We start from the raw sequence: 24,811 nt of genomic DNA, 5'->3' as shown, positions 1-24,811 counted from the left end.
AGCGGCGCGCCGACAGGCGCCTCCGGACACCGCAGCAGTGCCGCGGTTCAGCGCCCCGCCGGCCGGAACCACCGGATGAGCTCGCGCAGCGCCGGCAGCGAGCTCACCTGGGTGCCGCCGGCAGCGTCGAGGTCGTCGAAGGTGGTCCGGTAACCCGGAGCCTGCTCGACGTCGGAGTCCTCGGCGGGGAAGCCCATCGTCCACTCCGGGAACTGTCGTTCCTCGACGAGTTCCTCGACCAGGACGGAGACCTTGGTGTGCCGGTCGTCGTGCTTGATGGTCGCCATCTTGTCGCGGACGGCCTGGTCCGGCCCCTCGAGCAGCTGCAGGAAGTAGCCGTTGCGGAACAGCAGGACGCCGGTGATGTCGTTCTCGGCGTTCGCGCGTCGGCTCTGCGCGAGCAAGGCGGCGAGGTCGTCGTCCTCGAGGTGTCGGGTGGCGAGGCTCGAGTAGATGAGGGACAGCATCGGAGGCTCCTTGTCGGGGGTCGTGCCGGGACGGTCAGTCAACTCCGTGGGTGCCGTGTGCCCGATCGGACTGTTGCCCCGACCACGTCTGCGTTATCCTGGATGCGGTTAATCGATTAAGCATCCTCGCGATCGACCGCATCCGCAAGCAACGACGCTCGGAAGGAACCGCTCACCATGCACACCAGACCACTCACGCGAAGGCGGCGTCCCATCGCCGCCGCGCTCGGCGCCCTCGCCCTCGTCACCGGCGGCCTGTTCGCCACGACGTTCGGCGCCGGCGCTGCCTCGGCAGCCACGAACGGCCCGTGCGACACGTACGGCAGCGCCGGCACGTCGTGCGTCGCCGCCTACAGCTCGACCCGCGCCCTCTTCGCCGCGTACAACGGCCCGCTCTACCAGGTGCAGCGCGCCTCGGACGGCGCGACCACGAACGTCGGGCTGCTCGCCGCGGGCGGGTACGCGAACGCCGCGACGCAGGACGCGTTCTGCTCCGGCACCACGTGCACCATCCCGAAGATCTACGACCAGACGAGCAACCACAACGACCTGACGGTCGCCGGGGCGGGGGACGCGGGACCCGCGAACCACGCCGCCGACGCTGCGGCGCTGCCGATCACGGTCGCCGGGCACAAGGCCTACGGCGTCTTCATGCCGCAGCAGGTCGCCTACCGGATCTCGAGCACGGTCGCGAAGGGCACCGCCCGCGGCGCCAGCCCGGAGTCGATGTACGAGGTCGCCAGCGGCACCAACGTCAACCACGGCTGCTGCTCGGACTTCGGCAACGTCGAGACACTGCCGCAGGACACCGGCAAGGGGCACATGGACGCCCTGAACCTGTCGATGCTGAACGGCAAGGGCAGTGCGGGCCGCGGTCCGTGGGTGCAGGCCGACCTGGAGAACGGCGTCTACGAGGGGAAGACGGCGATCACCACGGCGAACACCGGCAACTCGAGCAAGTTCGTCACCGCGCTGCTCAAGAACGACGGCGTCGCGAACTTCGCGCTGAAGGGCGGGGACGCGCAGGGCGGCTCGTTGTCGAAGTGGTACGAGGGCGCGCTGCCCACAGACCGGGACGGCGACGGCCAGGGCTACACGCCGATGAAGCTCGAGGGCTCGATCGTGCTCGGTGCCGGCGGCGACAACTCGAACCGCGGCACGCAGTCGTTCTTCGAGGGCGTCATGACCACGGGGTACTCGACCGACGCCGCGGACAGCGCGGTGCAGGCGAACATCGTCGCGCAGAACTACCAGGGCGTGTCGACCGGCGGGGGACCCGGCGCGTCCATCACCGGCCCCGGCGGCAAGTGCGTCGACGTCGCCGGTGACGACACCGGTGGCAACACCGCGGTCGTGCAGCTGTACGACTGCCGGACCCTGGCGGCGGACCAGCACTGGCTCGGCAACGTCTACGGCACCCACACGTTGAGCACGTTGGGGCGCTGCCTCGACGCGAACGGCAACGGGACCGCGAACGGCACCCACGTCGAGCTCTACGACTGCAACGGCGTCGGTGGGCAGCAGTGGATCGTGCAGCCGGACGGGTCGATCAAGAACCCGCAGTCCGGCCGGTGCCTCGACGTCCCGTCCGGCAACACCGCGAACGGCACGGCGCTGCAGCTCTACGACTGCAACGGCAACGCCGCGCAGAAGTTCGTCGCCGCGGTCCCCATCGGCACCATCGGCGGCAAGTGCGTCGACGTGGCGGGCAACGACCTGCAGCAGAACGGCCAGCAGGTGCAGGTGTACGACTGCCAGACCCTGTTGACCGACGAGCAGACGACCGACCAGCAGTGGGCGTACGACGCCGGTGACCACACCATCCGCACGCTCGGCCGGTGCCTGGACCTCGACGGCAACGCGACGGCGAACGGCACGCACCTGGAGCTGTACACGTGCAACGGCGTCGGCGGACAGCAGTGGGTGCCGCAGGCGAACGGGTCCGTGCTGAACCCGCAGTCCGGCCGGTGCCTCGACGTGCCGTCGGGCAACACCGCGAACGGCACCGCCCTGCAGCTCTACGACTGCAACGGGCAGGCACCGCAGGTGTTCCGCTTCAACTGATCCACCGGACAGGAGGCACGGGGCGGCCCCGCCACGCGCCTCCTGTCCGATCCACACGCACCGCTTGCTCAATCGATTCAGCAGGTGCATGCTGTGCAGACCGGTTAATCGATAAAACAACCCGAGGAGGCGCTCGTGCCGAAGTCCGTGACCCTGAAGGACGTGGCCGCCGCGGTCGGCGTCACCTCGGCCGCCGCGAGCATGGCGCTGTCCGGCCACGAGCGGATCAGCGAGCGGACCCGGGCCGCCGTCAAGCAGGCGGCCGACGAGCTCGGGTACGTGCCGAGCTCCGCCGGTCGGGCGCTCCGCAGCCAGCGGGCCGACGCCGTGGCGCTCATCGTGCCGAACTCGTCGACCCACGTGTTCGGCCACCTGTACTTCATGCACGTCCTGACCGGCATGTCGACCGCGGCGAACGCGCACGACGCCCAGGTGATCGTCTCGACGAACGCCGACACGTCCTCGGGCAGCGTCGCGTACGAGCGGGTGATGCGGTCGCGGACGGCCGACGGCGCGATCGTCACGAGTGCCGCGATCGACGACGACCACGTGCAGACGCTCGTCGCGAGTGGGCTGCCCGTGGTGCTCATCGGCAACTACCCGCACCTCGACCGGGCGGTCTCGGTCGGCATCGACGACGTCGCGGCGACCGAGCGACTCGTCGAGCACCTGGTCGCCGTGCACGGCCGCCGCCGGCTGCTGCACGTCACCGGCACGCTCGACCACCAGACCGGCATCGACCGTCGCGACGGGTTCCTCCGCGCGGCGGACGAGCACGGTCTGACCGACGTCACGGTGGTCGAGGGCGACCTGTCCGAGGCCTCCGGTGCCGCGGCGGTCGAGCAGGCCCTCGCGAGCGGGGCCGACCACGACGGCATCGTCTTCGCCAACGACGACATGGCCGTCGGGGGTCTCCGGGTGCTGCGTCGCGCGGGTGTCCGCGTCCCCGAGGACGTCTCGGTCGTCGGCTTCGACGACTTCGGCCTCGCCCGGGTGACGACCCCCGGCATCACCACCGTCCGCGTGCCCGCCGAGGAGATGGGACGCATCGCCACCGAGCGCCTCTTCGACCTCGTCGACCGCCGGACCCCCAGCACGACCGGGCAGCACACCGAGCTGCCCGTCGAGGTCGTCCTCCGCGGATCCTGCGGGTGCGACGACGACCGCGAGCAGCCGACCGGCTGAGCCGCTCCCGACAGCACCACCCGAACCAGCACGACCCGAACCCGCACCACCCGAACCCGCACCACCACAGCGCCGATCGACACCGAACACCGACCCGCGCACCCACCTGCAACGCAAAGGAGCGTTCGACCATGAAGCACGCACGCACGACCCTCGCGGTCGTCTCCGGTGCCGCCGCCCTCGCCCTCGTCCTGACCGGCTGCTCGGCCGGCGGGTCCGCGGACACCGACGGTCCCGTCACCCTCAAGGTCTGGACCGGGTTCACCGGTGGCGACCGCCCCGGCTACGCCACGATCGTCAAGGACTTCGAGAAGTCCCACCCGAAGATCACGGTCGACATGACCGTCCAGCCGTGGGACACCATCCAGCAGAAGCTGCCGTCGGCCTGGCTCACCGGGCAGGGCCCCGACGTCGCGGCGGTGTCGAGCGACCCGAACGCCGTCGCGCAGTACGTCAAGACGAACTCGGTGCTCCCGATCACGATGACGGGCAGCGGCGACGGCAAGATCAACACGTCCGAGTTCGCACCGGGGACCGTCGAGGAGTTCACCTACGACGGCAAGCTCTACGGCGTCCCGGCCAACTTCGCGACGCTCAGCCTGTACTACAACAAGAAGCTCTTCGAGGACGCCGGCATCGCGAAGCCGCCGACGACCGTGCAGGAGCTGGCGGCCGACGCGAAGCAGCTCACCACCGGTGGCAAGTACGGCATCGCGCTCGCGGACAACCAGACGATCCAGATGTGGCCGGTCCTGCAGTGGCTCGAGGGCGGCGACATCGTCACGAGCAAGGGCTGCAGCGCGGTGCAGACGAGCGCATCGCGCCAGGGCCTCGAGACCTGGGGCGACCTGGTCGCGAAGGACAAGGTGAGCCCCGTCGGCCTCACCGGCGCCGAGGCCGACTCGCTGTTCTCGGCCGGCAAGGCCGCGATGGAGATCAACGGGCCGTGGGCGGCCTCCGGGTACAAGTCGGCCGGCATCGACCTCGGCATCGTGAAGGTGCCGGTCGGCGTCGACGGCAAGTCGTCGACGCTCGGCTCGATCGCACCGCTGTCGATCTCGGCGAAGACGAAGTACCCGGAGCAGGCGCAGGAGTTCCTGGCGTACTGGACGTCGAAGACCGCGCAGCAGAAGTTCTCGCTGCAGACCGGCTTCCCGCCGCTCCGTACCGACCTGTCGGACGACGCGAAGCTGCAGGCCGACCCGACGGTGTCGGTCTTCGCCAGCCAGGTCGGGGACGCCCGCCTCTACCTGCCGCACGTGCCGGACGCCACCAAGGTCGACTCCGACGCCTACGTCCCGATGATCGGCAAGATCACCCGCGGCACCTCCGTCGCGGACGCGACGAAGGAAGCCGCGCAGACCATCGACGGCCTGACCGGTTGCAGCAAGTGACCGACCAGACCACCGGTTCGGCCCCGGCACGCACGGCGCGTGCCGGGGCCCCCGCCTCCGACCGGGGCCGGGAGGCGCGCCCCACCCGCCGCCGAGCGCGTCGCTTCCAGCCGGCCTGGCTCTTCATGGCCCCGTCGCTGCTCATCCTCGGCGTGTTCGTCGTCTTCCCGATCCTGCGCTCGCTGTACTACTCGTTCTTCGACTGGACGGTCGGTGCGGTCTCGCAGCAGTTCGTCGGCTTCGGCAACTACGTGCAGCTCGCCCACGACCCGCAGTTCTGGAACGCCCTGCGCGTCACGCTCGAGTACACGGTCGTCTCCGTCGTCCTGCTCGTGGTGCTCGGCTTCGTCGCCGCGCTCCTGCTGCAGCGGGACACGCTGCTCAACCGGATCATCCGCTCGGTGTTCTTCTTCCCGACGATCGTGTCGCTCGTCACCATCGGCCTGGTCTGGAAGTTCCTGCTCGACCCCGACATCGGGCTCGTCGGCGGCATCACCGCCCTGCTCGGGCTGCCGAGCGTCGCCTGGCTGCAGTCGACCTCGCTCGCCCTGCCGACCGTGATCCTGGTCTCGGTGTGGAAGAGCATCGGCTTCGCGATGATCCTGTTCATCGCCGGGCTCAAGGGCGTGCCGGCGGAACGCTACGAGGCCGCCGAACTCGACGGCGCGAACCGCTGGCAGACCACCTGGCGGATCACGCTGCCGAGCATCCGGCCGACGCTGCTCTTCACGTCGATGATCCTGACGATCCAGTCGTTCCAGGTGTTCGACCTCGTCTACGTCATGACCGGTGGCGGCCCAGTGTTCGCCACCGACTCCCTCGTGAACCTGCTCTACCGCGACGGGTTCGTCAACTACCAGACCGGCTACGCGTCGGCGATCTCCTGGGTCCTCTTCGTGATCATCATGCTCATCTCCGTCCTGCAGCTCCGACTCTTCCGGTACGACGATGTCGACTGACGCGCTCACCCGGCGACCGTCCGAGATGGAGCCGACCCGTGCCTCCCGACCGACCACCGACCACCGACGGCGGCGACACGGTCGCCGGAGCGGCCTCGTCGTCACCGGCTCCGTCCTGAAGTGGGTGTACCTCGGCATCGGACTCGTGTTCGCGCTCGTGCCGTTCGTCTGGATGGTGAGCGGATCGTTCCGCTCCGAGGCGGACCTGTTCGGCCACCCCGCCTCGCTGTTCCCGACCAGCGTCACGCTGCACGGGTACCAGGGCGTGTGGTCGCAGCTGCCGTTCCTGCGGCTCCTGCTCAACTCGTTCGTGTTCACGGTCGTGACGACCGTGCTGACGCTGCTCTTCGACTCGATGTGCGCCTACGCGCTCGCGCGCATGCGGTTCGTCGGCCGGAACGTCGCGTTCGTGCTCGTCATCGCGACGCTCATGGTGCCGTTCCAGGTGACACTCATCCCGGTCTTCGTGGAGCTGTTCCACCTCGGCTGGCTGAACACCTACCAGGGGCTCATCATCCCGCGGGCCACCTCGGCCTTCGGCATCTTCCTGTTCCGGCAGTTCTTCATCGACATCCCCCCGGAGCTCGACGAGGCCGCGCGCATCGACGGTGCCGGGCACTGGCGGATCTACTGGCAGGTCATCCTGCCGCTGGCGAAGCCCGCGATCGCGACCGTGGCGGTCCTCAACGGCATGGCCCTCTGGAACGACCTGCTCTGGCCGCTCGTCATCAGCACCTCGAACGACATGCTCACCCTACCCGCCGGGCTGACGCTCTTCGGCGGTGCCCACGTGACCGACCACGCCGTCCTGCTCGCCGGTGCCGTCATCTCGCTGCTGCCGATCGCCGTCGGGTTCTTCTTCGCGCAGAAGTACTTCGTCGCCGGCGTCGCGACGTCCGGGCTGAAGTGACCGGCCCGTCCGCCTTCGCCCCCGGCACGTTCACGTGGGCGCTCGGCATCGAGGACACCTGCGTCTACCCACCCGCCCGGTTCGCGATGGCGCCGCTCGACGAGCACGCGCTCACCGACCACGACGCGTCCTGGCGGGCGGACCTGGACACCGTGCGCGAACTCGGCGCGCGAGCGCTGCGCTACGGGGTCGACTGGCCCCGGGTGCACACGGCGCCGGGGGAGTTCGACTGGTCGGTGCTCGACGAACGGCTCCCGCACGCCACGGCCGACGGCGTCACCGTGATCGCCGACCTGGTGCACTACGGCACACCCACCTGGCTCGACGACTCCTTCGCCGACCCGCGGTACCCCGATGCGATCGCCGAGTTCGCCGGCGCCTTCGCCGCGCGGTACGCCGGCGTCGTCGACCACGTCACGCCGCTCAACGAACCCATCACCACGGCCTCGTTCGCCGGGCTGCGCGGGGTGTGGCCCCCGGGCCTGACCGGCTGGGACGGGTGGACGTGCGTCGTGCTCGGCATCGCCGCGGGCATCCAACGCACCGTCCGGGCCGTCCGTGCCGCGAACCCCGCGGCGGTCGTCGTCCACGTCGAGGCCAGCACCCTCGTCGAAGCCGCCGACGACACGGCCGAGACCCGGGCGGAGGCCGAGCTGCTCGAGACGCTCGGCACCGTGCCGACCGACCTCGTCCTCGGTCGCGTCACGGCCGACCACCCCGCCCATGACTGGCTGCGGTCCCACGGCGCCACGACACCGGTGCTGCGCGCACTGGTCGACGGCGCGGTGTCGATCGACCTGCTCGGCGTCAACTACTACCCAGACCTGTCACCCCGGCGGCTCGTGCACGAAGCGGGCCGGGTCGTACAGCACGCACACGACCGGTGGACGGACGGGCTCGAGGAGACCGTCCGGCGCTTCGACCAGCGGTACGGGCTGCCGATGCTCGTCACCGAGACCTCCATCGAGGGCGACGACGCGGTGCGGTCCGCCTGGGTGCGGGACGCAGCCGGTGCGGTGCAGGGACTCGTGGCGCAGGGCGTCGACGTCCGGGGCTTCACGTGGTGGCCGATGTTCGACTTCGTGGACTGGTCCTACGCGGCCGGCGGCAGGAACGTCGAGGAGTTCGAGCTCCCCGCCGAACTCGTCGCGGAACGCGCCGAGAGCGTGCGGAAGACCCCGTACCTGCGGCGGATGGGCCTGCTCAGGCTCGAGGAGCAGCCCGACGGCACGCTCGCACGGGTCCGCACCGGTGCCGCGGCGGCGTTCTCGCGGTGCGCGGCCGGCGACGAGGAGGTGCAGCGGGCCGCGGGGTCGTGACGACCACGTCGAGGCGTCGTCACCCCCGCCGCGACCCTCGGTACGCCGTGGGCGTCTCGTCGTGCACCGCACGGAACACCCTGCTGAAGTAGAAGGGGTCGTCGTACCCGACCTCGGCGGCGATGGACTCGACGCTCCGCGTCGTCGTGTCCAGGAGCTCCCGTGCGCGGCCCATCCGGACCTGGGTCTGGAACCTGATCGGGCTCGTGCCGACGCGCTGCCGGAACTGCGCGGCGAAGTGCGACGGGCTCATCCGCGCCATCGCGGCGAGGCCGCCGACGGTGACGGACTCGGCGAGGTTGGCGACGATGTAGTCGCGGGCGGCGTCGACGACGGGCAGGGCGGTGGCGCCGGCGACCTGCTCGGCGCAGAGCTGGGCCATCAGGTGCCAGGCGGCGCCGGAGGCGGCGAGCAGGCTGGCGTCGGTGTCGCCGCGTTCCATCGCGCCGACGATCTCCTCGATGAGGGACACCGGGCGGTAGACGTCGCGCAGCTGGCGCACGGGCTGGGTGGCGGTCATGCCGCTGCTCCGCAGGAACTCCGCCAGGTCGCGGCCGAGCACGTGCACCCACCAGAGGGTCCAGGGGTCACGGTCGTCGGCTTCGTAGGCGTGGGGCACGCCGGGTGGCAGCACGACGACCTGACCGCGGCGGACCTCGTGCACGGCGCCGCCGACGTGCACGCGCCCGGCGCCGAGGACGCAGACCAGGACGACGCACTGCTCGGTGCCGGCGGGCCGGGCCTTGCCGTGCGCCTGGGCGGTCGGGAAGTAGCCGGCGTCGGTCACGACCAGGTGGGCGATCCCGGGCTGGGTGAGCGCCTGTGCCACGCGCCGCGCGGGGAGGACGCGGAGGCGTTGGCCGGGGAAACCGTCTTCGATGAGCACGCGCCATCATCACCCGCCCGTCGTCGGATCGTCCAGGTATTCCGTCGGATCCTGCGTTCCGCGGCGATGGGGGTGCTCCGTACGCTCGGTGCATGCTCAACGAAGAGTCGAGGCTCGACCTCCCTCCGATCCCCGCCGACCAGCAGGGCCAGGCCGTCGCCGCCTGGTCCGAACCGCTCGTCATCGACACGTACGAGCCGCAGGAGCCGGACCGGTTCCCGCAGTTCCTCGACCGGCGCGTCTACCAAGGATCGTCCGGGCGGGTCTTCCCACTGCCCTTCCACGAGCGCATCGCGTCGGAGAAGCGTCCGCACCGCTGGGAGGCCGTCCACCTCGAGAACCGCTGGGTCCGGGTCGTGGTGCTGCCGGAGCTCGGTGGGCGCATCCACATCGGGTACGACAAGACCGCCGACCACGACTTCTTCTACCGCAACAACGTCATCAAGCCGGCGCTCGTCGGTCTGACCGGGCCGTGGATCTCGGGCGGCGTTGAGTTCAACTGGCCGCAGCACCACCGCCCGGCGACGTTCCTGCCGACGGACGTGTCGATCGAGCGCGAGGCCGACGGCTCCGTCACGGTGTGGTGCTCGGACCACGACCCGTTCGCCCGGATGAAGGGCATGCACGGCATCCGGCTGCGCCCGGACTCCTCGGCGATCGAGGCCCGCGTCCGGCTCTACAACCGCAGTGAGCGCACCGAGACGTTCCTGTGGTGGGCGAACGTCGCCGCCGCGGTGAACGACGACTACCAGAGCTTCTTCCCGACGGACGTGCACCACGTCGCCGACCACGCCAAGCGCGCGATCGCGACGTTCCCCGCGGTCGACGGTACGTACTACGGGGTCGACTACCCGGCCCGGGTCGACGGGGAGCACCCCGACGCGGACCGGCTCGACTGGTACCGGAACATCCCGGTGCCGACGTCCTACATGGTGACCGACACCGAGGACGCCTTCTTCGGCGGGTACGACCACGGCCGCCAGGCCGGCTTCGTGCACTGGGCCGACCGCACGATCTCGCCGGGCAAGAAGCAGTGGACGTGGGGCGACGCGCCCTTCGGGCACGCCTGGGACGCGAACCTGACCGACACCGACGGCCCGTACGTCGAGCTCATGGCCGGCGTCTACACCGACAACCAGCCGGACTTCTCGTTCCTGGCACCCGGCGAGACGAAGACCTTCTCGCAGTTCTGGTACCCGATCAGCGCGATCGGCCCGGCGATGCAGGCCTCCCGCGACGCGGCGATCCGCGTCGACGTGCCGGAGCCGGGAGCGCTGCGCATCGGCGTCGCGACGAGCGTCGTCGCCGAGGACGCCGCCATCCGCATCGAGACCGCCGACGGTGCGGTGCTGGCCGTCCTGGAGGCACGGCTCACCCCCGACGCGCCGGTCGTCGTCGACTGGGCGGTGCCGTCCGGCACGGACGCCGCGACCCTGCGGGTCGCCGTCGTCGACGGTGACCACGAGCTCGTCCGGTTCGCGCGGCGACCGGTCGACGCGGCCGCCGCGGCGCCGGACCCCGCCGTCGCCCCGCCGGCTCCGGAGGACGTGACGACGACCGAGGAGCTCGACCTCATCGGCGACTACCTCGAGCAGTACCGGCACGCGACGCGCTCGCCGGAGCCGTACTGGCACGAGGCGCTGCGCCGGGACCCCGGGGACGTCCGGGCCCACGTCGCCCTCGGGACCCGCCGGTACGCGGCGGCCGAGTACGAGCGCGCGGTCGAGCACCTGCAGCACGCCGTCGACCGGCTCGTGTCCTGGGCGCCGAACCCCTCGAGCGGTCAGGCGCACCACCGACTCGGCCTCGCCCTGCTCCGCGCCGGTCGGGCCGACGACGGCCGCCGCGCGCTCGGCAAGGCCACGTGGAACGCCGCCGAGGCCGCTCCGGCGCACCTCGCGCTGGCCCGGAGCACCGCCGCCGAGGACCCCCGTGGTGCCCTCGAACACGTGCAGGCCGTGCTGCGGACGGACCGCGAGCACCTGCAGGCTCGGGACACGGCCGTCGTGCTCCTGCGCCGGCTCGGTCGTGCGGACGAGGCCGAGGCCCTGCTCGCCGAGACGCTCGCGATCGACCCGCTCGACCAGTGGGCGCGCCACCTCGGCGGGCGGCCGGTCAGCGACGACGCCACGGTGCTGCTCGACGTCGCGCTCGAGTACGCGTCCCTCGGCGCCACGGTACAGGCGCAGGACGTCCTCGCCCTCGCCGAGCAGCGGGCCGACCGGCAGGCGCTCGGCCAGGTGAACGTCCGGCCGCTCGTCGCGGTGCACCGTGCCGACCTCGCGCTTCGAGCCGGACGGACCGAGGACGCGCACCGCGCCGTCGCGTACGCAGCCGCCGTCGACCCGACGAACGCCCTGCCGTCGCGTCTCGACGACGTCGACGCGCTGCGTCGTGTCCTGGCGTTCGACCCGTCGGCAGCCGTCCTCTGGTCGATGCTCGGCTCGTGGCTGTACGACCGCGGGCAGGCCGAGGCCGCCGTCGACGCCTGGGAGCGCGGCGTCGCCGCGGGGCCAGGCGTACAGGACGCGGCGGTCCTGCACCGGAACCTCGGGGTGGCCGCGGTGAACGTCGCCGGCGACCTCGACCGCGCGGCCGAGCACTACGCCGCCGCCCGTGCCGCGCTGCCCGACGACGCCCGCCTGCTGTACGAGGCCGACGAGCTCGCCGCACGGTCCGGACGCCCGGCCGAGGAGCGCCTGCGGGCACTCGACGAACGACCCGACCTGGTGTCCGCACGCGACGACCTCACGCTCACCCGCGTCGGCCTGCTCCTCGACCTCGACCGGGTCGACGAAGCCCGGTCGGTGATGGCCGCCCGCCGGTTCCAGCCGTGGGAGGGCGGTGAGGGCGTCGCCCTCGCCGCCTGGGACCGCGCCGCCCTGGCCGTCGCCCGACGGGCGCTGGCCGCCGGCGACCCGGTCGCCGCCGCCGACGCCGTGGAGTCGGCACTGCACGCACCCGACTCCCTGGGCGAGGCACGGCACCCGCTCGCCACGACCGCCGACCTGCACCTCGTGCTCGGTGACGCGCTCGCGGAGCTGGGCCGGGCCTCCAGTGCGGAAGCCGCCTGGCGGACCGCAGCGGCCGCGACCGGCGACTTCACGGACATGGCGACGACCCCGTTCACCGAACGGAGCGTGTGGTCCGTCGCCGCGCTCGACCGCCTCGGCCGACACGACGAGGCGCGCGAGCGGCTCAACGAGCTCGCCCGGTACGTCGACGAGCTGGCCGTCGCCCCGACCGAGGTCGACTACTTCGCGACCTCGCTGCCGACCATGCTCCTGTTCCACGCGGACCAGGCCGCCGAACGCGACGCGACCGTCACCCGGTTGCGTGCCCTGCACGCGGAACTCTCCGCGTCCCTCACCACCTCGACGTCGCCGACACCGTCGCGCGACTGACGACCACGGGCGATCCCGCTCGACCCGGCAACGTCGCCGGCTCCAGGAAGGAAAGCATCACCATGACCCGAACCCACCTCCGACGGGGTGCGATCGTCGCGGCCGGCATCGCCGCCGTGGCACTCGCCCTCAGCGCGTGCTCCGTCCCCACGGCCGGCACCGGCAACGGCTCGTCCCTGCGGATCGGCGCGATGTACCTCGATTCGCAGGGCTTCTACGGCGGCGTGAAGAAGGGCGTCGAGGACGCCGCCGACGCGGGCGACGCGAAGGTCAAGTTCCTCGAGTCCACCTCGGCCGGCGACGTGTCGAAGGAGAGCTCCTTCATGAACACGCTGGTGTCGTCGAACGTCGACGCCATCATCATGTCGGCGGTCTCGACCGACGGCAGCCTGCCCGCGGTGAAGCAGGCCTCGAAGGCCGGGATCCCGGTCGTCTGCTACAACACCTGCGTCTCCGACGACGCCGTGCAGCAGTACGTGTCCGCCTACGTCCTCGGCGACCCGGCGGAGTTCGGCTCGATGCTCGGTGAGCAGGCCGCTGCGTACTTCAAGGAGGAGGGGATCGACGCACCCAAGATGGGCGTCATCAACTGCGAGCAGTACGAGGTGTGCAAGCAGCGCTTCACGGGGTTCGAGGCCGCGCTCACGAAGGCCCTGCCGGGCGCGACGTTCGTCGCGAACCAGGAGGGTGCCGAGGTCGACCAGGCGGTGCCGACCGCCGAGCAGATGCTCAGTGCCCATCCCGACCTCGACGGGCTCTACGGTGAGGCCGGCGGCGCGACCGTCGGCGCCTACAAGGCCGTGGAGAACCGCGGTCTCGTCGGCAAGGTCGCGGTCTTCGGGTCGGACATGACGAGCGACATCGCGAACGCCCTGAAGAAGGGGACGACGCTCAAGGCGGTCGTCGACATCTCCGGCATCGAGGCCGGCAAGCTCGCGTACGCGGCGGCCGAGAAGGCCATCGACGGCAAGGGCGAGAAGGGCGAGGTCATCCCCGCGAAGATCGACCTGTACCAGCCGGACGACGCGGCGAAGTGGCTCGAGACCCACCAGGACGGGCTGCCCTGATCGCAGGCCCCACCCCGCGGCGGGGCGACCCCACCCCGGTCACCCCGCCGCGGGCGCGGCGGCCCCCGGGTCGCCCCGCCGTCCGTCCCCATCCACCCCACGAGAGGTCCGTCGATGACGACACCACCGCCTCCTGCCACCCGGACGGCCATCGCCGAGGTGCGCGGAGCACGCAAGCAGTACCCGGGGGTGCTCGCGCTCGACGACGTCGACTTCGCGATCGCACCCGGCGAGGTCCGGGCGCTCCTCGGCCAGAACGGCGCCGGCAAGTCAACCCTCATCCGCCTGCTCTCCGGCGTCGAGCGGCCGGACGCCGGCAGCGTCGTCGTCGACGGTGAGCCGCTCACCGGCGGCGTCACCGAGGCGGGCCGCCGCGGCGTGGCGACCTGCTACCAGGAGCTCTCGCTCATCCGGGACGTCACCGTCGCCGAGAACCTCAGCCTCGGCAAGTGGCCGACCGGGCCGTTCGGCATCGACCGGCGCCGCATGGTCCGGTCGGCGCGGGCGACCCTCGAGCGGCTCGGCGCCGCGATCGACCCCGATGCGGTGGTCAGTTCGCTGACGCTCGCCGAGCAGCAGATCGTCGAGATCGCCCGCGCGGTGCAGGAGGAACCGAAGCTCCTCATCCTCGACGAGCCGACGTCTGCGCTCGCCACCGCCGAGGTCGACATCGTCCTCGCGACGGTGCAGCGACTGTCGGCCGAGGGCGTCGCGGTCCTCTACGTGAGCCACCGGATGGACGAGATCCGGCAGATCGCCGACACCGCCACGGTGATGCGCAACGGCCGGGTCATCGAGACCATCGACATCGCCGGCGCCGACACGGACCGGATCATCCACCTCATGCTCGGTGAGGCGCTCGAGTCGGCCACGACGGTCCGCCAGGCCCGTACGGACGGCGAGGTCCTGTTGCGCGTCGAGAACCTCGTCCTCGCGCCCAAGCTCGACGGCGTGACGTTCGAGGCCCGCGCCGGCGAGGTGCTCGGGATCGCCGGGCTCCTCGGCACCGGACGCACCGAGCTGCTCCGCGCGATCGCCGGGTACGACCGCATCCGCTCCGGCACGGTGCGCATCCGCGGCACGGTCGAGGAACGCCCGACGCCCCGCCGCATGCGGCAGCTCGGCGTCGGCATGACGCCGGAGGACCGGAAGGGCACCGGCATCATCCCCGGCCTGGGGATCGACGAGAACATCGTCATGTCGGACTGGGAGCGCGTCTCGGCCGGCGGCTTCCTCGCCACCGGCCGGATCCGGGCGGCCACGAAGGCGCTCGGCGAGCGGCTCGCGATCAAGGCGGACGACCTGTCGCGCCCGATCAACACGCTGTCCGGCGGCAACCAGCAGAAGGCCGTCATCGCCCGGTGGCTGCACGCCGACAGCGACGTGCTCCTGCTCGACGAACCCACCCGCGGCGTCGACGTCCAGGCGAAGGCCCAGATCTACGAGATCATGCGCCAGGTCGCGGACAGCGGGAAGGCGGTCGTCTTCGTCTCGAGTGAGGCCGAGGAACTGCCGCTCGCCTGTGACCGCGTCCTCGTGCTGCGCGGCGGCCGGATCCGCGAGGAGTTCACCGCCCCGGACGTCACCGTGCCGGACGTCCTCGCCGCGTCCATGGGCGCGTACGGCGCCGGTGACCCTGCGGGCACTACGGCCACCGCGGCCACCGCGGCCACCGCGGCCACCGCGGACCCCGTGGACTCCGTGGTGCCTGCGTCCTCCCGCCCCGAACCCGACCACACCACCGCGACGGACGTCGACGTCCACCGAGTGAAGGACCCATCATGACCACCACCGTCGAGACCCCCCGAGGCACGACGAAGAACGGACCCGGCGACGACCGTCCGAACGCGTTCACCCGCGTGCGCCGGTCGATCGGGGGCAACACCACCCTCGTCAACATCGTCGGCCTGCTCGTCGCGATCGTCCTGCTCTACGCCTACCTGACGTTCAACGCCGTCGGGTTCTTCTCCGCCGCCAACCAGAGCGGACTCCTGCGCGACGCGGCACTCATCGGCGTCGCCGCGACCGGCATGACGCTCGTCATCATCGCGGGCGAGATCGACGTGTCCACCGGACCGGCCGTGGCGCTGTCGAGCGTCGTCGTCGCGTCCGGCATCTCGCAGTGGGGCCTGCCGACGATCGTCGCGATCATCGTCACCCTCGCGATCGGGACCGCGTGGGGTGCCGTCGCCGGTGTCCTCCGCGCCCGCTTCGCGGTGCCGTCGTTCATCGCGACGCTCGGGCTGTGGAGCGTGCTCCGCGGACTCGCCCAGTTCGTGACCAACGCCCTGCCGGTGCAGATCCCCGACTCGGACCCGATCATGGACTTCCTGAACGGCGACCTGTTCGGCATCCCGACGCCGGCGATCGTGATGATCCTCGCGTTCCTGGTGTTCGGGTTCATCGCCCGGAAGACCTCGTTCGGCCGGTCGGTCTTCGCGGTCGGTGGCAACGCCCCCGCGGCACGGCTCGCCGGCATCGACGTCCGCCGCGTGCGGATCTCGCTCTTCGCGATCATGGGCTTCCTCGGCGCGCTGTCCGGCGTGCTGCTCACCGCCCGCCTCGGTTCCGGCAATTCGACCGCCGCGAACGGGCTCGAGTTCGACGTGATCGCCGCCGTCGTCGTCGGCGGCACCGCGATGACCGGCGGACGGGGGAGCCTCATCGGCACCTTCCTCGGCGTCGTCTTCATCACGCTCATCGGCAACGGCCTCGTGCTGCTCGGCGTGAACTCCTTCCTGCAGAACGTGGTCCGCGGCGTCATCATCGTGCTCGCGGTCCTGCTCAACGTGACCCTGTCCCGCCGCCGCGGGGCCCGAGAGGACGACTGACATGACCACCACCGACACGATCGACACGGACTCGATGGACACCGACACGACGACCATGCACGGCGCCTTCCTGCCCGGGGACGCGACCGCCGAGCTGCGCGAGGTCCCCGTCCCGGTCCCCGGCCACGGCCAGGTGCTCGTGCAGGTCGGCGCGTCCGGCATCTGCGGCAGCGACATCGGCTTCATCTACCGCGGCTACAAGACCCACAAGGGCCTCGACGGCGCGCCCGCCTACAAGGGCGTCGTCGCCGGCCACGAGCCCTCCGGCCGCATCGTCGCCGCCGGGCCCGGCGTCACCCGGTTCGGCGTCGGCGACGACGTCATCGTCTACCACATCCAGGGTTGCGGCCGGTGCCGCAACTGCCGCAGCGGCTACTTCATCAGTTGCACCGACCAGCCCCACAAGGCCTCGTACGGCTGGCAGCGCGACGGCGGGCACGCCGAGTACGTGCTCGCCGACGAGTCGACGCTCGTGCCGCTCCTCGGCGACCTGACGTACGTCGACGGTGCGCTCATCGCGTGCGGGTTCGGCACCGCGTACGAAGGGCTCGTCCGCACCCGGGTGCACGGCGGCGAGGACCTGCTCGTCGTCGGTCTCGGCCCCGTCGGCCTCGCCGCCGCGATGCTCGGCAAGATGCTCGGTGCCCGCCGGGTCATCGGCGTCGAACGGAGCCCGGAGCGCATCGCGTTCGTCGAGTCCACCGGGCTCGTCGACGACGTCGTCACGGCGGACGAGCACGCCGTCGACCGGATCCTCGAACTCACCGGCGGCGTCGGCTGCCAGGTGACCGTGGACTGCTCCGGCACCACGCCGGGCCGGTCCACCGCGGTCGAGGCAGCGGCGGAGTGGGGTCGCGTCGGGCTCATCGGCGAGGGCGGCCGACTCGAGACCGAGGTGTCGGACACCCTGCTGCACAAGCAGCTCACACTCACGGCGTCCTGGGTGACCTCGCTGCAGGGCATGGAGGACGTGACCCGGATGCTCGCCGACGGCGGCCTGCACCCCGAGGTCGTCGTCTCCCACCGGCTCGACCTGGCGGACGCCGACGAGGGCTACCGGATCGCAGCCGCCGGTGCCACCGGCAAGGTCGTGCTCGTCCCGAGCACGGCTCCCGAGCGGTGACGGACCCGCTCCCGCTCGTCACGATCGGCGACGGATCGCTCCGCGCGGTGTTCGCACCGACGCGGGGCGGCCGCCTGCTCTCACTGCGGGTCGGGGACGAGGAACTGCTCTGGCAGAACCCGACACTGGTGGACGCCGACCTGCGCCCCGTCGTGCCCGTCGCGACCTGGCCACGCGGCGACGGCGGGATGAGCACGTGGGCGAACGTCGGCGGCTCGAAGACCTGGCCCGCGCCGCAGGGGTGGAGCGGACCGGACGAGTGGGCGGGTCCGCCGGACCCCGTCCTCGACGCCGGCCCTTGGGACGTCCTCGGACACACGCCGACCACCGTCTCCCTGCGCAGCGGTTCCGACGTGCGCACCGGTCTGCGGATCGAGCGCGCGTTCGCGCTCGTCACGGGCGGCCTGGAGGAACGGATCACCTTCACGAACGAGGGTGACCGGACCACGCACTGGTCGCCGTGGGAGGTCTGCCAGGTCCGCACCGAGGACGGCGGCACGGTCGTCGTCGACGGCGCGGGTCCGGCGGACGAGCTCGACCTCGGCACGTGGGAGGGCGCGGTGCAGGGGCGCGGCGGCCCGGACGGCGTGGTGCTGCCCGTCGGCACCGGGGTGGCGAAGCGCGGCTACCGCGCCGGGCGCTCGGTCGGGTACCGCCGAACTTCGGGCACCGTGATCGCGCTCGCCGCGGCCGAGGAGCCGGACGACGGCGCTGAACATCCCGACGGCGCTGAGTACCCCGACGGCGGCGCGCGGTTCGAGGTGTGGCTGCAGCGCCCCGTCGCCGCACCGATCGCCGCACTCGAGGACCTGCAGCCCGACGCGCACCTGGCCGAGCTCGAGGTGCTCGGGCGCCGGAGCCCGCTGGCTCCGGGGACATCGAGGACCACCGTGATCCTGTGGTGGATACGACCGGCGACCTGACCGGGACCGTGCGCACGATCTCGGTCAGGTGCTGGCACGGTGTCCCGAGCAGGTTCCCGTGGAGACCGTCGCAACCGTCGAGCCTGGTCGCGCTGTTGCTCCGGCAGGGTGCAGCGAGCGCTCACTCCTCTGGGCGGGGGCCAGCCGGGAACCGTGTCTCGATCATCCAGGCGATCGGACTCACGCCGATGAGGACGAGGCCGAGACCGAACGCTGTGTACTTCACGATGAAGCCGACGCTGACGCCCCATCCCAAGCCCACGTCGATCGCCTGCGTTCCCAGGTAGAGCGGTTGGTCGATGACGAGGATAAGGACGACGCCGATGCCGAACAAGACCGCTCCGGTCACGGCGATCCGGCGAGCAGTGATGAGAGTGTTCATGGCAGGTCCTCGCTGGTGATCTGGGGTGGAGTGCGGCAGTAGTCCTTGATCGCGGGTGCGAACGATGCGAACCAAGCCTCGAACTCGGGGGTGTCAGTGGCACCGATCTGGTCGAACGCTGCTCGATCGATGTCCAGGCTGTCGATGACTGCCGTGAGGCCCGGGTACAGGACGTCAACGGTCGGTCGGTCGTTCCGCCACCGTTCTGGTTCCGCGATCCGAGAGGTCAGGAACGCGCTTGCGCTCTGTACGCAGTCTGTTCGAGCGGCAAGCGCATCCGATGGAGCTGATGATTCCGGGAGCTCCTGTGTCGGCAGGGTTGCGTCAGGGAAGCGCTGGCTGATCCTGTGGACCACCTTCCGGGGGCCGACGGCGAACCAGTTCGAGCCGACGACGGCCCAGCGATCCGACCCGGCCAGCTGCCAGGTGGCGAGGTTCTGGAGTGCAGCGGCGCGGGTCGTGAAGGTAGAGGCGCTGAGGATCGCACCGTCGCGCAGTACGCAGTCGACCTCGCGCATGCTCGGGTACTGGTACATGTCATCGGCGATGACGTGGCGCGCCGAGCACCCCACTTCTCCGAGGATTCCCTCCGCGGTGCGTGCCGCGGCTGTTGCGTGACCGGTGGGACGACCCCTGTCAGGGACGTTGTCGGCTGCCCAGACGCCGCCGACGGCGACCATCACAAGGGAGCAGACGGTCATGATCGCCCATCCGCGCCGCTTCATACGGAAGCTCACCACCACTTCATGAAGCCGCCGAGACCGGTCTGCGACCTCGCCTTCCCCTTCTGGTATGCGAGGACGTTCCCCCAGCTCACCGTGGTCCTGCCGGAAGAGCCGCAGCCGACGCTGTACCACTTGCCCTTTCCGCTGGAGTACCCGAGGCCCTGCACGCACGCGTGTGTGTTGGAACCGGGCGCGATGGCGAATGCGTACCCGGCCTTGTACCCGGGAAAGCCCGCGAGCCCGCACTTCCCTCGTGATTCCGGACCCCACGTGACTGCTCCGGGGGGCGCCCACGCGACCCCACCGCAGTCCACCGTGCCGAGCGGAGACCCTGCAGCATCTGAACTGCTCACCTGGCCTGTTCGCCCGTCCACGATCGGCGTTCCCGGCTTCATCTCGTCCATGACCACCGGACCACTGCGCTCAGGCTCGGCTGCGGCAGCGGCTGCCGCCGGCACGAGGATCCCCAGAGTGAAGACCCCCGCCATGGCGCTCCCGAGGAGCATCGTCGTTCCCTTGCGCTCGTACATGTCGTTGCCCTCCCAAAACCTCGTTGTTGGTGTCTGAAGTTCTAACATATGTGTTCCACGAGGGGAAGTGGTGAAGCTTTGTTGCTCCCACAGATGCTCCGGTGATCGTTCCGCTGACCGAGTCATGACCAGAACAGGCCGTCAGGCCGGAGTGGCACTGGTCCGTGCGGTCGTGAGCGCCGAGGTCGTCGTTCCGAGCGGCACCGTGCTCGCGACCGCGACCGCGACCGCGACCGCGACCGTCGCGGAGGCCCTCGTCGTCCACCGTCACTCCGGCACTGCTGACCACCGAGGGTCAGACTGGCACGGTGACCGACCCCTCGACCCCTGCCTCCTCCGCGCCCACACCCCACGACCGACGCATCGGCCGCCGTGACCTGACCGAGTGGCGCAGCCGCCCCGGGCAGCGCCTGGCGGAGCGGCACCGCTCCGTCGCCCGGCGCATCGGCGCCCGGCGAGCACTCGTCACGACCCTCGCGGTCGGCGGCGGCATCGCGGTCGCGGCGACGGCGGGCGCTGCGTACATCTACGACGGCGTCACCGGACGGGACGGGATCCAGAGCCTGGACCGTCCGGCGCTCGAGCGGGCGAAGCGCCTGCGTTCCCCGCTGGCCAACGGGGTGGCCGCGACCATCGCGCACGTGTTCGGCCCGGTCGCGATGCCGGCCCTGACGCTCGGGTCGGCGGCGGCCTTCGCGATCCGGGACCGTCGGGCGAGCCCGGTCACGGTGCTGCTCGCGGCCGGTGCCGGCTCGCTCGCGATGACCCTGCTCGGCAAGGACCTCATCAAGCGCAACCGCCCGCGGCGCCGCGACGCGATCCCGCCGTTCGAGACGTCGCCGTCGTTCCCGTCCGGGCACACGCTCAACACGACGACGATCATCGGGACGCTCGCGTACCTGCTGGCCCTGCGGCAGGAGCGCACCGCCCCGCAGGTCGCGATCATCGGCGGTGCGGCCGGGACGGCGGCGACGGTGGGGCTGTCGCGGGTGCTGCTCGGGGCGCACTGGTTCACCGACGTCGCCGTCGGGTGGGTGACCGGCGCGGGGTGGCTGTCGATGATTATCACCAGCCACCGCCTGTACCTCAGCACCCAGGACGACGACTCCGTCGACGAGTGACCGACCGCTGCCGGCCCGGGTCAGCGGCCGACCGGTGACCCCGGAGCCGGGAGCGCGTCCCAGACGTCGGCCCAGACGAGCTCGAAGTCGACCGGGCCGATCCGGTGCGCACGCAGTGCCCGCTCCAGGATCGACAACGCGTCGAGGGACCCGGCCAGCAGCCGTTCGTCGCCGTGCACCGCTGGTCGGTCGCCCCCGTGGAAGGTCGTCACGGTGAGCGTCCGCACCCGGGGGCGCAGCGTCCGGGTCGCCCGGTCGAGCACGACGAACCCGAGGGCGTAGAGCACGAGCCCGATGATGATCCCCGGACCCGGTCGGTCGACGGTCACGGCGAGCACCACCACGACGAACAGCGCGCCGAGGGCCGGCCAGGCGTGCCAGGCGCGCAACCGCCAGCACTCCGCCGGGGTCGTCCCCGGCGGGAACACCGTCAGCGTCCGTGAGCTCCACATCGCACGGCTGACCGGTCGCACCGAGTACCAGCCCCACAGGTGCGGGCCGGGCAGCGACCGGGAGCGCAGGGGGACCGCCGACGTCGACATCAGGCCTCCGCGACCTCGGCGCGGACCGGCTCGACGACGTCCCGGTGCCGCACCGTGGCGAGGCACGGGAAGCACACCAGGTCGCCGGCCCGGACGTCCGCGGGCAGCGGCGTCGGCAGGCGGTGGAAGGGGCCGTCGGTCTCGCCGTCGCACCGGGTGACGACGTACACGGTCGACAGCGGCGCGGTGCTCGTGCGGCCGATGAGCCGGACCTGCTCGAGGACGGCGCAGCGGGGCAGCACGGCGTCGAGCTCGAGCAGGACCACGCCGGGGCGGGGCCGCCGGACGCGGGTGACCGACGCCACCGCGACGCTGACGTCGCGCGGTGCCCAGTCGCGCGGGCGGTACCGGGGCGGGGACTGCTCGGCGGTGTGCACGCACGGGGTGCCGGCGAGGTCGGCGAGCCGGACCATCGAGATCGCGGCGACGAGGACGTCGTCGGTCGTGGGCACCGTGTGCGCGGGCCACAGGAAGGGGTCCACCGGATCGGGGACGGACGCGCGGAGCGTCGGCAGGATCGCTGTCAGGGTCACACGGACACGCTCGCGCGCGCCACGGCGCCGGGGAAGGGCGCTGACGGAACCCGAACGGCCGGCCCGCGACTCCTGACGGAACGCCTACTCCACGTCGACGTCCCGCTTGCCGCGGCGGACGATCAGCGGGTCCGGCTTGCCGATCACGTCGACGGCCTTGTCCGGGTAGTCGAACTGCGTCAGGAAGTACCGCATCGCGTTCAACCGCGCCCGCTTCTTGTCGTTCGACCGCACGATCGTCCACGGCGCGTACCGCTTGTCGGTGCGGGTGAACATCGCGTTCTTCGCCTCGGTGTAGTCGTCCCACCGGTCGAGCGAGAGCAGGTCGATGTCGGACAGCTTCCACTGGCGCACCGGGTCGAGCTGGCGGATCGCGAACCGGGTCCGCTGCTCGCGCCGGGTCACCGAGAACCAGAACTTCGTCAGGTGCACACCGGAGTCGACGAGCATCCGCTCGAACTGCGGCACCTGGGTCATGAACGACTCGTACTCGTCGTCGGAGCAGAACCCCATCACCCGCTCGACGCCGGCACGGTTGTACCAGGACCGGTCGAACAGGACCATCTCGCCCGACGACGGCAGGTGCTGCACGTACCGCTGGAAGTACCACTCGCCGCGTTCCCGCTCGCTCGGCTTGCTCAACGCCACGACCCGCGAGGTGCGGGGGTTGAGGTGCTCCGTGAACCGCTTGATGGTGCCGCCCTTGCCCGCGGCGTCGCGGCCCTCGAACAGCACGACGGCCTTCTGCCCGGTGTCCTCGAGCCAGTACTGGCACTTCAGCAGTTCGATCTGCAGCAGGTACTTCGCGTGCTCGTACTCGTCGCGCGGCAGGCGTTCGTCGTAGGGGTAGTCGTCACGCCAGGTGAGCACCGGGTTGCCGTGCGGGTCGATCAGGTCCGGATCGGCGGTGTGGCCGTCGGCGACGCGGTAGCCCTCGGTCCGGAGCTGCTCGATGTACTCCCGGATCGGCTGCGAGTACGGCGCTGTGTCCACGGTGTCTCCCTCGGTGCGGTGACCCCATCCTGGCCTCGCCGACCCGACAGCTGCCGAACCGGACGTGTCAGCGCGGTGGAGGAGCGGTCGGAGGGACGACGGACAGGAGGCGCGGNNCCGCGCCTCCCGTCCGTCAGTGGGTTGTCCCTAGACCGCCGCGGTCGCCTCGTCGCGGTGCGGCAGCTTCCAGCCGGGGCGCACGAAGTGGCACGTGTACCCGGCGGGGTACTTCTCGAGGTAGTCCTGGTGCTCCTCCTCGGCCTCCCAGAAGTCGCCCGCGGGCTCGACCTCGGTGACGACCTTGCCGGGCCAGATGCCCGACGCGTCGACGTCCGCGATCGTGTCGCGCGCGACCTGCTCCTGCTCGGGCGAGGTGAAGAAGATCGCCGACCGGTAGCTGCGGCCGACGTCGTTGCCCTGGCGGTCCTTCGTCGACGGGTCGTGGATCTGGAAGAAGAACTCGAGCAGGTCGCGGTACGAGATCACCGACGGGTCGAAGACGATCTCGACCGACTCGGCGTGGTCGCCGTGGTTGCGGTACGTCGCGTTCGGGGTGTCGCCGCCCGAGTAGCCGACGCGGGTGCTGATGACGCCGGGACGGCGACGGAGGAGCTGCTGCGCTCCCCAGAAGCACCCGCCGGCGAGGATGGCGGTTTCGGTGGTGGTCATGGTGGCCTCCTGAGGTCGTCGTGCCACTGGCTGCGGCACCGTGTGGTGCAACCGGCAACAGGGACGATCTGTTCCCGTCGTCGGGTCCTCGGTGGGGCGCGGACCCACCCGGGTGTGCGGTCGGTACGACTCGACCCTACGAGTTCGTGCTCCATGTGACCCCTGCGGTACGGTCAGGCCACATGAAGCGGTCATCCGTGCACGACGAGGCCCAGCGCCCGTGTGTTCGTGACGCCTTGCCGAAGCAGGTCGGATGACTGCACCCGATCCAGCTCGATGGGCGTTGCACCCCGATCCGGTGTGGGCGGGCCGAGTCGACTTCGTTGCTGACGCGCTGATCTCTGAAGATCCGACGAGTCCTCTGCGATTCGAGCAGCTCCTCTTCCGGGACCTCGGTGACGGCACCCACCAGCTCTGCTGCATCCCGTTCTTCACGTACGGCTGGTCGCTCGGTGATGGAGTGCGTCTCGAGGAGCGTGACGGAGTCGGTCTCACGCCGACTGCAGTTGTCGAACGAAGCGCATTCTGGGTGCTCCGAGCATTCGTCGAGAGTGATGACGCAACCGCCGCACTCCTGGGGCTGTTGCAGCGGAATGACGCGCTCGTGGAAACGCGCGGACGTCTGGTCGCGTTCGCGGTCGAGGGCGCCCAGGGCCTTGCAGCTGTCCGAGAGGAACTGGACGCTCTGCAACGTCCGGGGTTCCTGTCCTACGAGACCGGCTGGCTCTGACCCCGCTCGTTGCAGGAGACTGCTCTTCGTGTCGATCTTCATGGAGGAGCGCTT

General features: G+C 71.1%; 23 protein-coding genes. 14 read left to right on the top strand and 9 right to left on the bottom strand.

From position 1 onward, the window contains the following. Positions 1-47: 47 nt before the first annotated feature. On the bottom strand, positions 48-467 hold the full coding sequence (locus BIU94_RS09300; protein ID WP_071258040.1) for a BLUF domain-containing protein: 420 nt from the start codon (positions 465-467) through the stop codon (positions 48-50). Positions 468-644: 177 nt separating this feature from the next. Between BIU94_RS09300 and BIU94_RS09295 the strand changes: the two genes are divergently transcribed. The 6 genes from BIU94_RS09295 to BIU94_RS09270 all read left to right on the top strand — a co-directional run bounded on the left by BIU94_RS09295 (position 645) and on the right by BIU94_RS09270 (position 8,298). Then, entirely contained in the window at positions 645-2,531 is a 1,887-nt protein-coding gene (locus tag BIU94_RS09295) for an arabinofuranosidase catalytic domain-containing protein (protein ID WP_071258038.1), read from the top strand. A 135-nt stretch (positions 2,532-2,666) separates the two neighbouring features. After that, positions 2,667-3,716 carry a LacI family DNA-binding transcriptional regulator gene (locus BIU94_RS09290; RefSeq protein ID WP_071258036.1) on the top strand — a complete coding sequence of 350 codons (1,050 nt, stop codon included), beginning with the start codon at positions 2,667-2,669 and terminating at the stop codon, positions 3,714-3,716. 131 nt (positions 3,717-3,847) lie between these two features. Continuing rightward, positions 3,848-5,110 (top strand): ABC transporter substrate-binding protein, encoded by a 1,263-nt coding sequence (locus tag BIU94_RS09285; protein WP_071258034.1) that lies wholly within the window; start codon positions 3,848-3,850, stop codon positions 5,108-5,110. Continuing rightward, positions 5,107-6,069 carry a carbohydrate ABC transporter permease gene (locus BIU94_RS09280; RefSeq protein ID WP_071258032.1) on the top strand — a complete coding sequence of 321 codons (963 nt, stop codon included), beginning with the start codon at positions 5,107-5,109 and terminating at the stop codon, positions 6,067-6,069. Before BIU94_RS09285 ends, BIU94_RS09280 begins: the two co-directional genes overlap by 4 nt. Next, the gene (locus BIU94_RS09275; RefSeq protein WP_254784796.1) at positions 6,059-6,979 is read left to right on the top strand and encodes a carbohydrate ABC transporter permease; all 921 of its coding nucleotides are present in this window, start codon (positions 6,059-6,061) and stop codon (positions 6,977-6,979) included. Before BIU94_RS09280 ends, BIU94_RS09275 begins: the two co-directional genes overlap by 11 nt. Further along, positions 6,976-8,298 (top strand): family 1 glycosylhydrolase, encoded by a 1,323-nt coding sequence (locus BIU94_RS09270; RefSeq protein WP_071258030.1) that lies wholly within the window; start codon positions 6,976-6,978, stop codon positions 8,296-8,298. The genes BIU94_RS09275 and BIU94_RS09270 overlap by 4 nt, the downstream gene beginning before the upstream one ends. A gap of 19 nt (positions 8,299-8,317) precedes the next feature. Here BIU94_RS09270 and BIU94_RS09265 read toward each other — a convergent pair whose 3' ends face one another. Continuing rightward, on the bottom strand, positions 8,318-9,184 hold the full coding sequence (locus BIU94_RS09265) for an AraC family transcriptional regulator (protein WP_071258027.1): 867 nt from the start codon (positions 9,182-9,184) through the stop codon (positions 8,318-8,320). 92 nt (positions 9,185-9,276) lie between these two features. On the opposite strand from BIU94_RS09265, the gene BIU94_RS09260 reads away from it, so the two are divergent. From BIU94_RS09260 to BIU94_RS09235, 6 genes are all read left to right on the top strand, one after another. Beyond that, entirely contained in the window at positions 9,277-12,588 is a 3,312-nt protein-coding gene (locus tag BIU94_RS09260) for a DUF5107 domain-containing protein (RefSeq protein WP_071258025.1), read from the top strand. A gap of 62 nt (positions 12,589-12,650) precedes the next feature. Then, positions 12,651-13,655: a substrate-binding domain-containing protein gene (locus BIU94_RS09255; protein ID WP_071258022.1), complete on the top strand. Its 1,005-nt coding sequence runs from the start codon at positions 12,651-12,653 to the stop codon at positions 13,653-13,655. Between the two features lie 114 nt (positions 13,656-13,769). After that, positions 13,770-15,440 carry a sugar ABC transporter ATP-binding protein gene (locus BIU94_RS09250; protein WP_083404723.1) on the top strand — a complete coding sequence of 557 codons (1,671 nt, stop codon included), beginning with the start codon at positions 13,770-13,772 and terminating at the stop codon, positions 15,438-15,440. Further along, positions 15,437-16,486 carry an ABC transporter permease gene (locus BIU94_RS09245; RefSeq protein ID WP_083404722.1) on the top strand — a complete coding sequence of 350 codons (1,050 nt, stop codon included), beginning with the start codon at positions 15,437-15,439 and terminating at the stop codon, positions 16,484-16,486. Before BIU94_RS09250 ends, BIU94_RS09245 begins: the two co-directional genes overlap by 4 nt. Before the next feature lies 1 nt (position 16,487). Continuing rightward, on the top strand, positions 16,488-17,609 hold the full coding sequence (locus tag BIU94_RS09240; RefSeq protein WP_254782962.1) for a zinc-binding dehydrogenase: 1,122 nt from the start codon (positions 16,488-16,490) through the stop codon (positions 17,607-17,609). Then, a complete protein-coding gene (locus tag BIU94_RS09235; protein ID WP_071258017.1) occupies positions 17,606-18,532 on the top strand; it encodes a hypothetical protein in 927 nt (308 codons plus the stop codon). The genes BIU94_RS09240 and BIU94_RS09235 overlap by 4 nt, the downstream gene beginning before the upstream one ends. A 121-nt stretch (positions 18,533-18,653) precedes the next feature. Here BIU94_RS09235 and BIU94_RS09230 read toward each other — a convergent pair whose 3' ends face one another. From BIU94_RS09230 to BIU94_RS09220, 3 genes are read right to left on the bottom strand one after another with little or no spacing between them, the layout of a single operon-like run. Further along, positions 18,654-18,914: a hypothetical protein gene (locus tag BIU94_RS09230; RefSeq protein ID WP_071258015.1), complete on the bottom strand. Its 261-nt coding sequence runs from the start codon at positions 18,912-18,914 to the stop codon at positions 18,654-18,656. Beyond that, positions 18,911-19,651 (bottom strand): hypothetical protein, encoded by a 741-nt coding sequence (locus tag BIU94_RS09225; protein WP_139196364.1) that lies wholly within the window; start codon positions 19,649-19,651, stop codon positions 18,911-18,913. The genes BIU94_RS09230 and BIU94_RS09225 overlap by 4 nt, the downstream gene beginning before the upstream one ends. Beyond that, on the bottom strand, positions 19,648-20,169 hold the full coding sequence (locus tag BIU94_RS09220) for a hypothetical protein (protein WP_071258008.1): 522 nt from the start codon (positions 20,167-20,169) through the stop codon (positions 19,648-19,650). The genes BIU94_RS09225 and BIU94_RS09220 overlap by 4 nt, the downstream gene beginning before the upstream one ends. Before the next feature lie 308 nt (positions 20,170-20,477). Between BIU94_RS09220 and BIU94_RS09210 the strand changes: the two genes are divergently transcribed. After that, entirely contained in the window at positions 20,478-21,290 is an 813-nt protein-coding gene (locus tag BIU94_RS09210) for a phosphatase PAP2 family protein (protein ID WP_071258004.1), read from the top strand. Between the two features lie 20 nt (positions 21,291-21,310). Here BIU94_RS09210 and BIU94_RS09205 read toward each other — a convergent pair whose 3' ends face one another. From BIU94_RS09205 to msrA, 4 genes are all read right to left on the bottom strand, one after another. Further along, entirely contained in the window at positions 21,311-21,832 is a 522-nt protein-coding gene (locus BIU94_RS09205) for a DUF6611 family protein (protein WP_071258002.1), read from the bottom strand. Further along, positions 21,832-22,365, bottom strand: a complete 534-nt coding sequence (locus tag BIU94_RS09200) for a hypothetical protein (RefSeq protein WP_071258000.1) — start codon at positions 22,363-22,365, stop codon at positions 21,832-21,834. The genes BIU94_RS09205 and BIU94_RS09200 overlap by 1 nt, the downstream gene beginning before the upstream one ends. An 84-nt stretch (positions 22,366-22,449) precedes the next feature. Then, complete coding sequence (gene ppk2, locus BIU94_RS09195) at positions 22,450-23,358, bottom strand: polyphosphate kinase 2 (RefSeq protein ID WP_071257997.1); 909 nt, start codon at positions 23,356-23,358, stop codon at positions 22,450-22,452. A gap of 147 nt (positions 23,359-23,505) precedes the next feature. Continuing rightward, complete coding sequence (gene msrA, locus BIU94_RS09190; protein WP_071257994.1) at positions 23,506-24,027, bottom strand: peptide-methionine (S)-S-oxide reductase MsrA; 522 nt, start codon at positions 24,025-24,027, stop codon at positions 23,506-23,508. A gap of 253 nt (positions 24,028-24,280) precedes the next feature. Here msrA and BIU94_RS09185 point away from each other — a divergent pair, with 253 nt between their 5' ends. Beyond that, complete coding sequence (locus BIU94_RS09185) at positions 24,281-24,757, top strand: DUF4265 domain-containing protein (protein ID WP_083404721.1); 477 nt, start codon at positions 24,281-24,283, stop codon at positions 24,755-24,757. Positions 24,758-24,811 lie beyond the last annotated feature (54 nt).

Source organism: Curtobacterium sp. MMLR14_006 (genome assembly GCF_001864985.1).
Lineage (GTDB): Bacteria > Actinomycetota > Actinomycetes > Actinomycetales > Microbacteriaceae > Curtobacterium.
The sequence above is the reverse complement of the archived record's forward strand: the minus strand, read 5'-3'. Positions and strand labels throughout refer to the sequence as shown.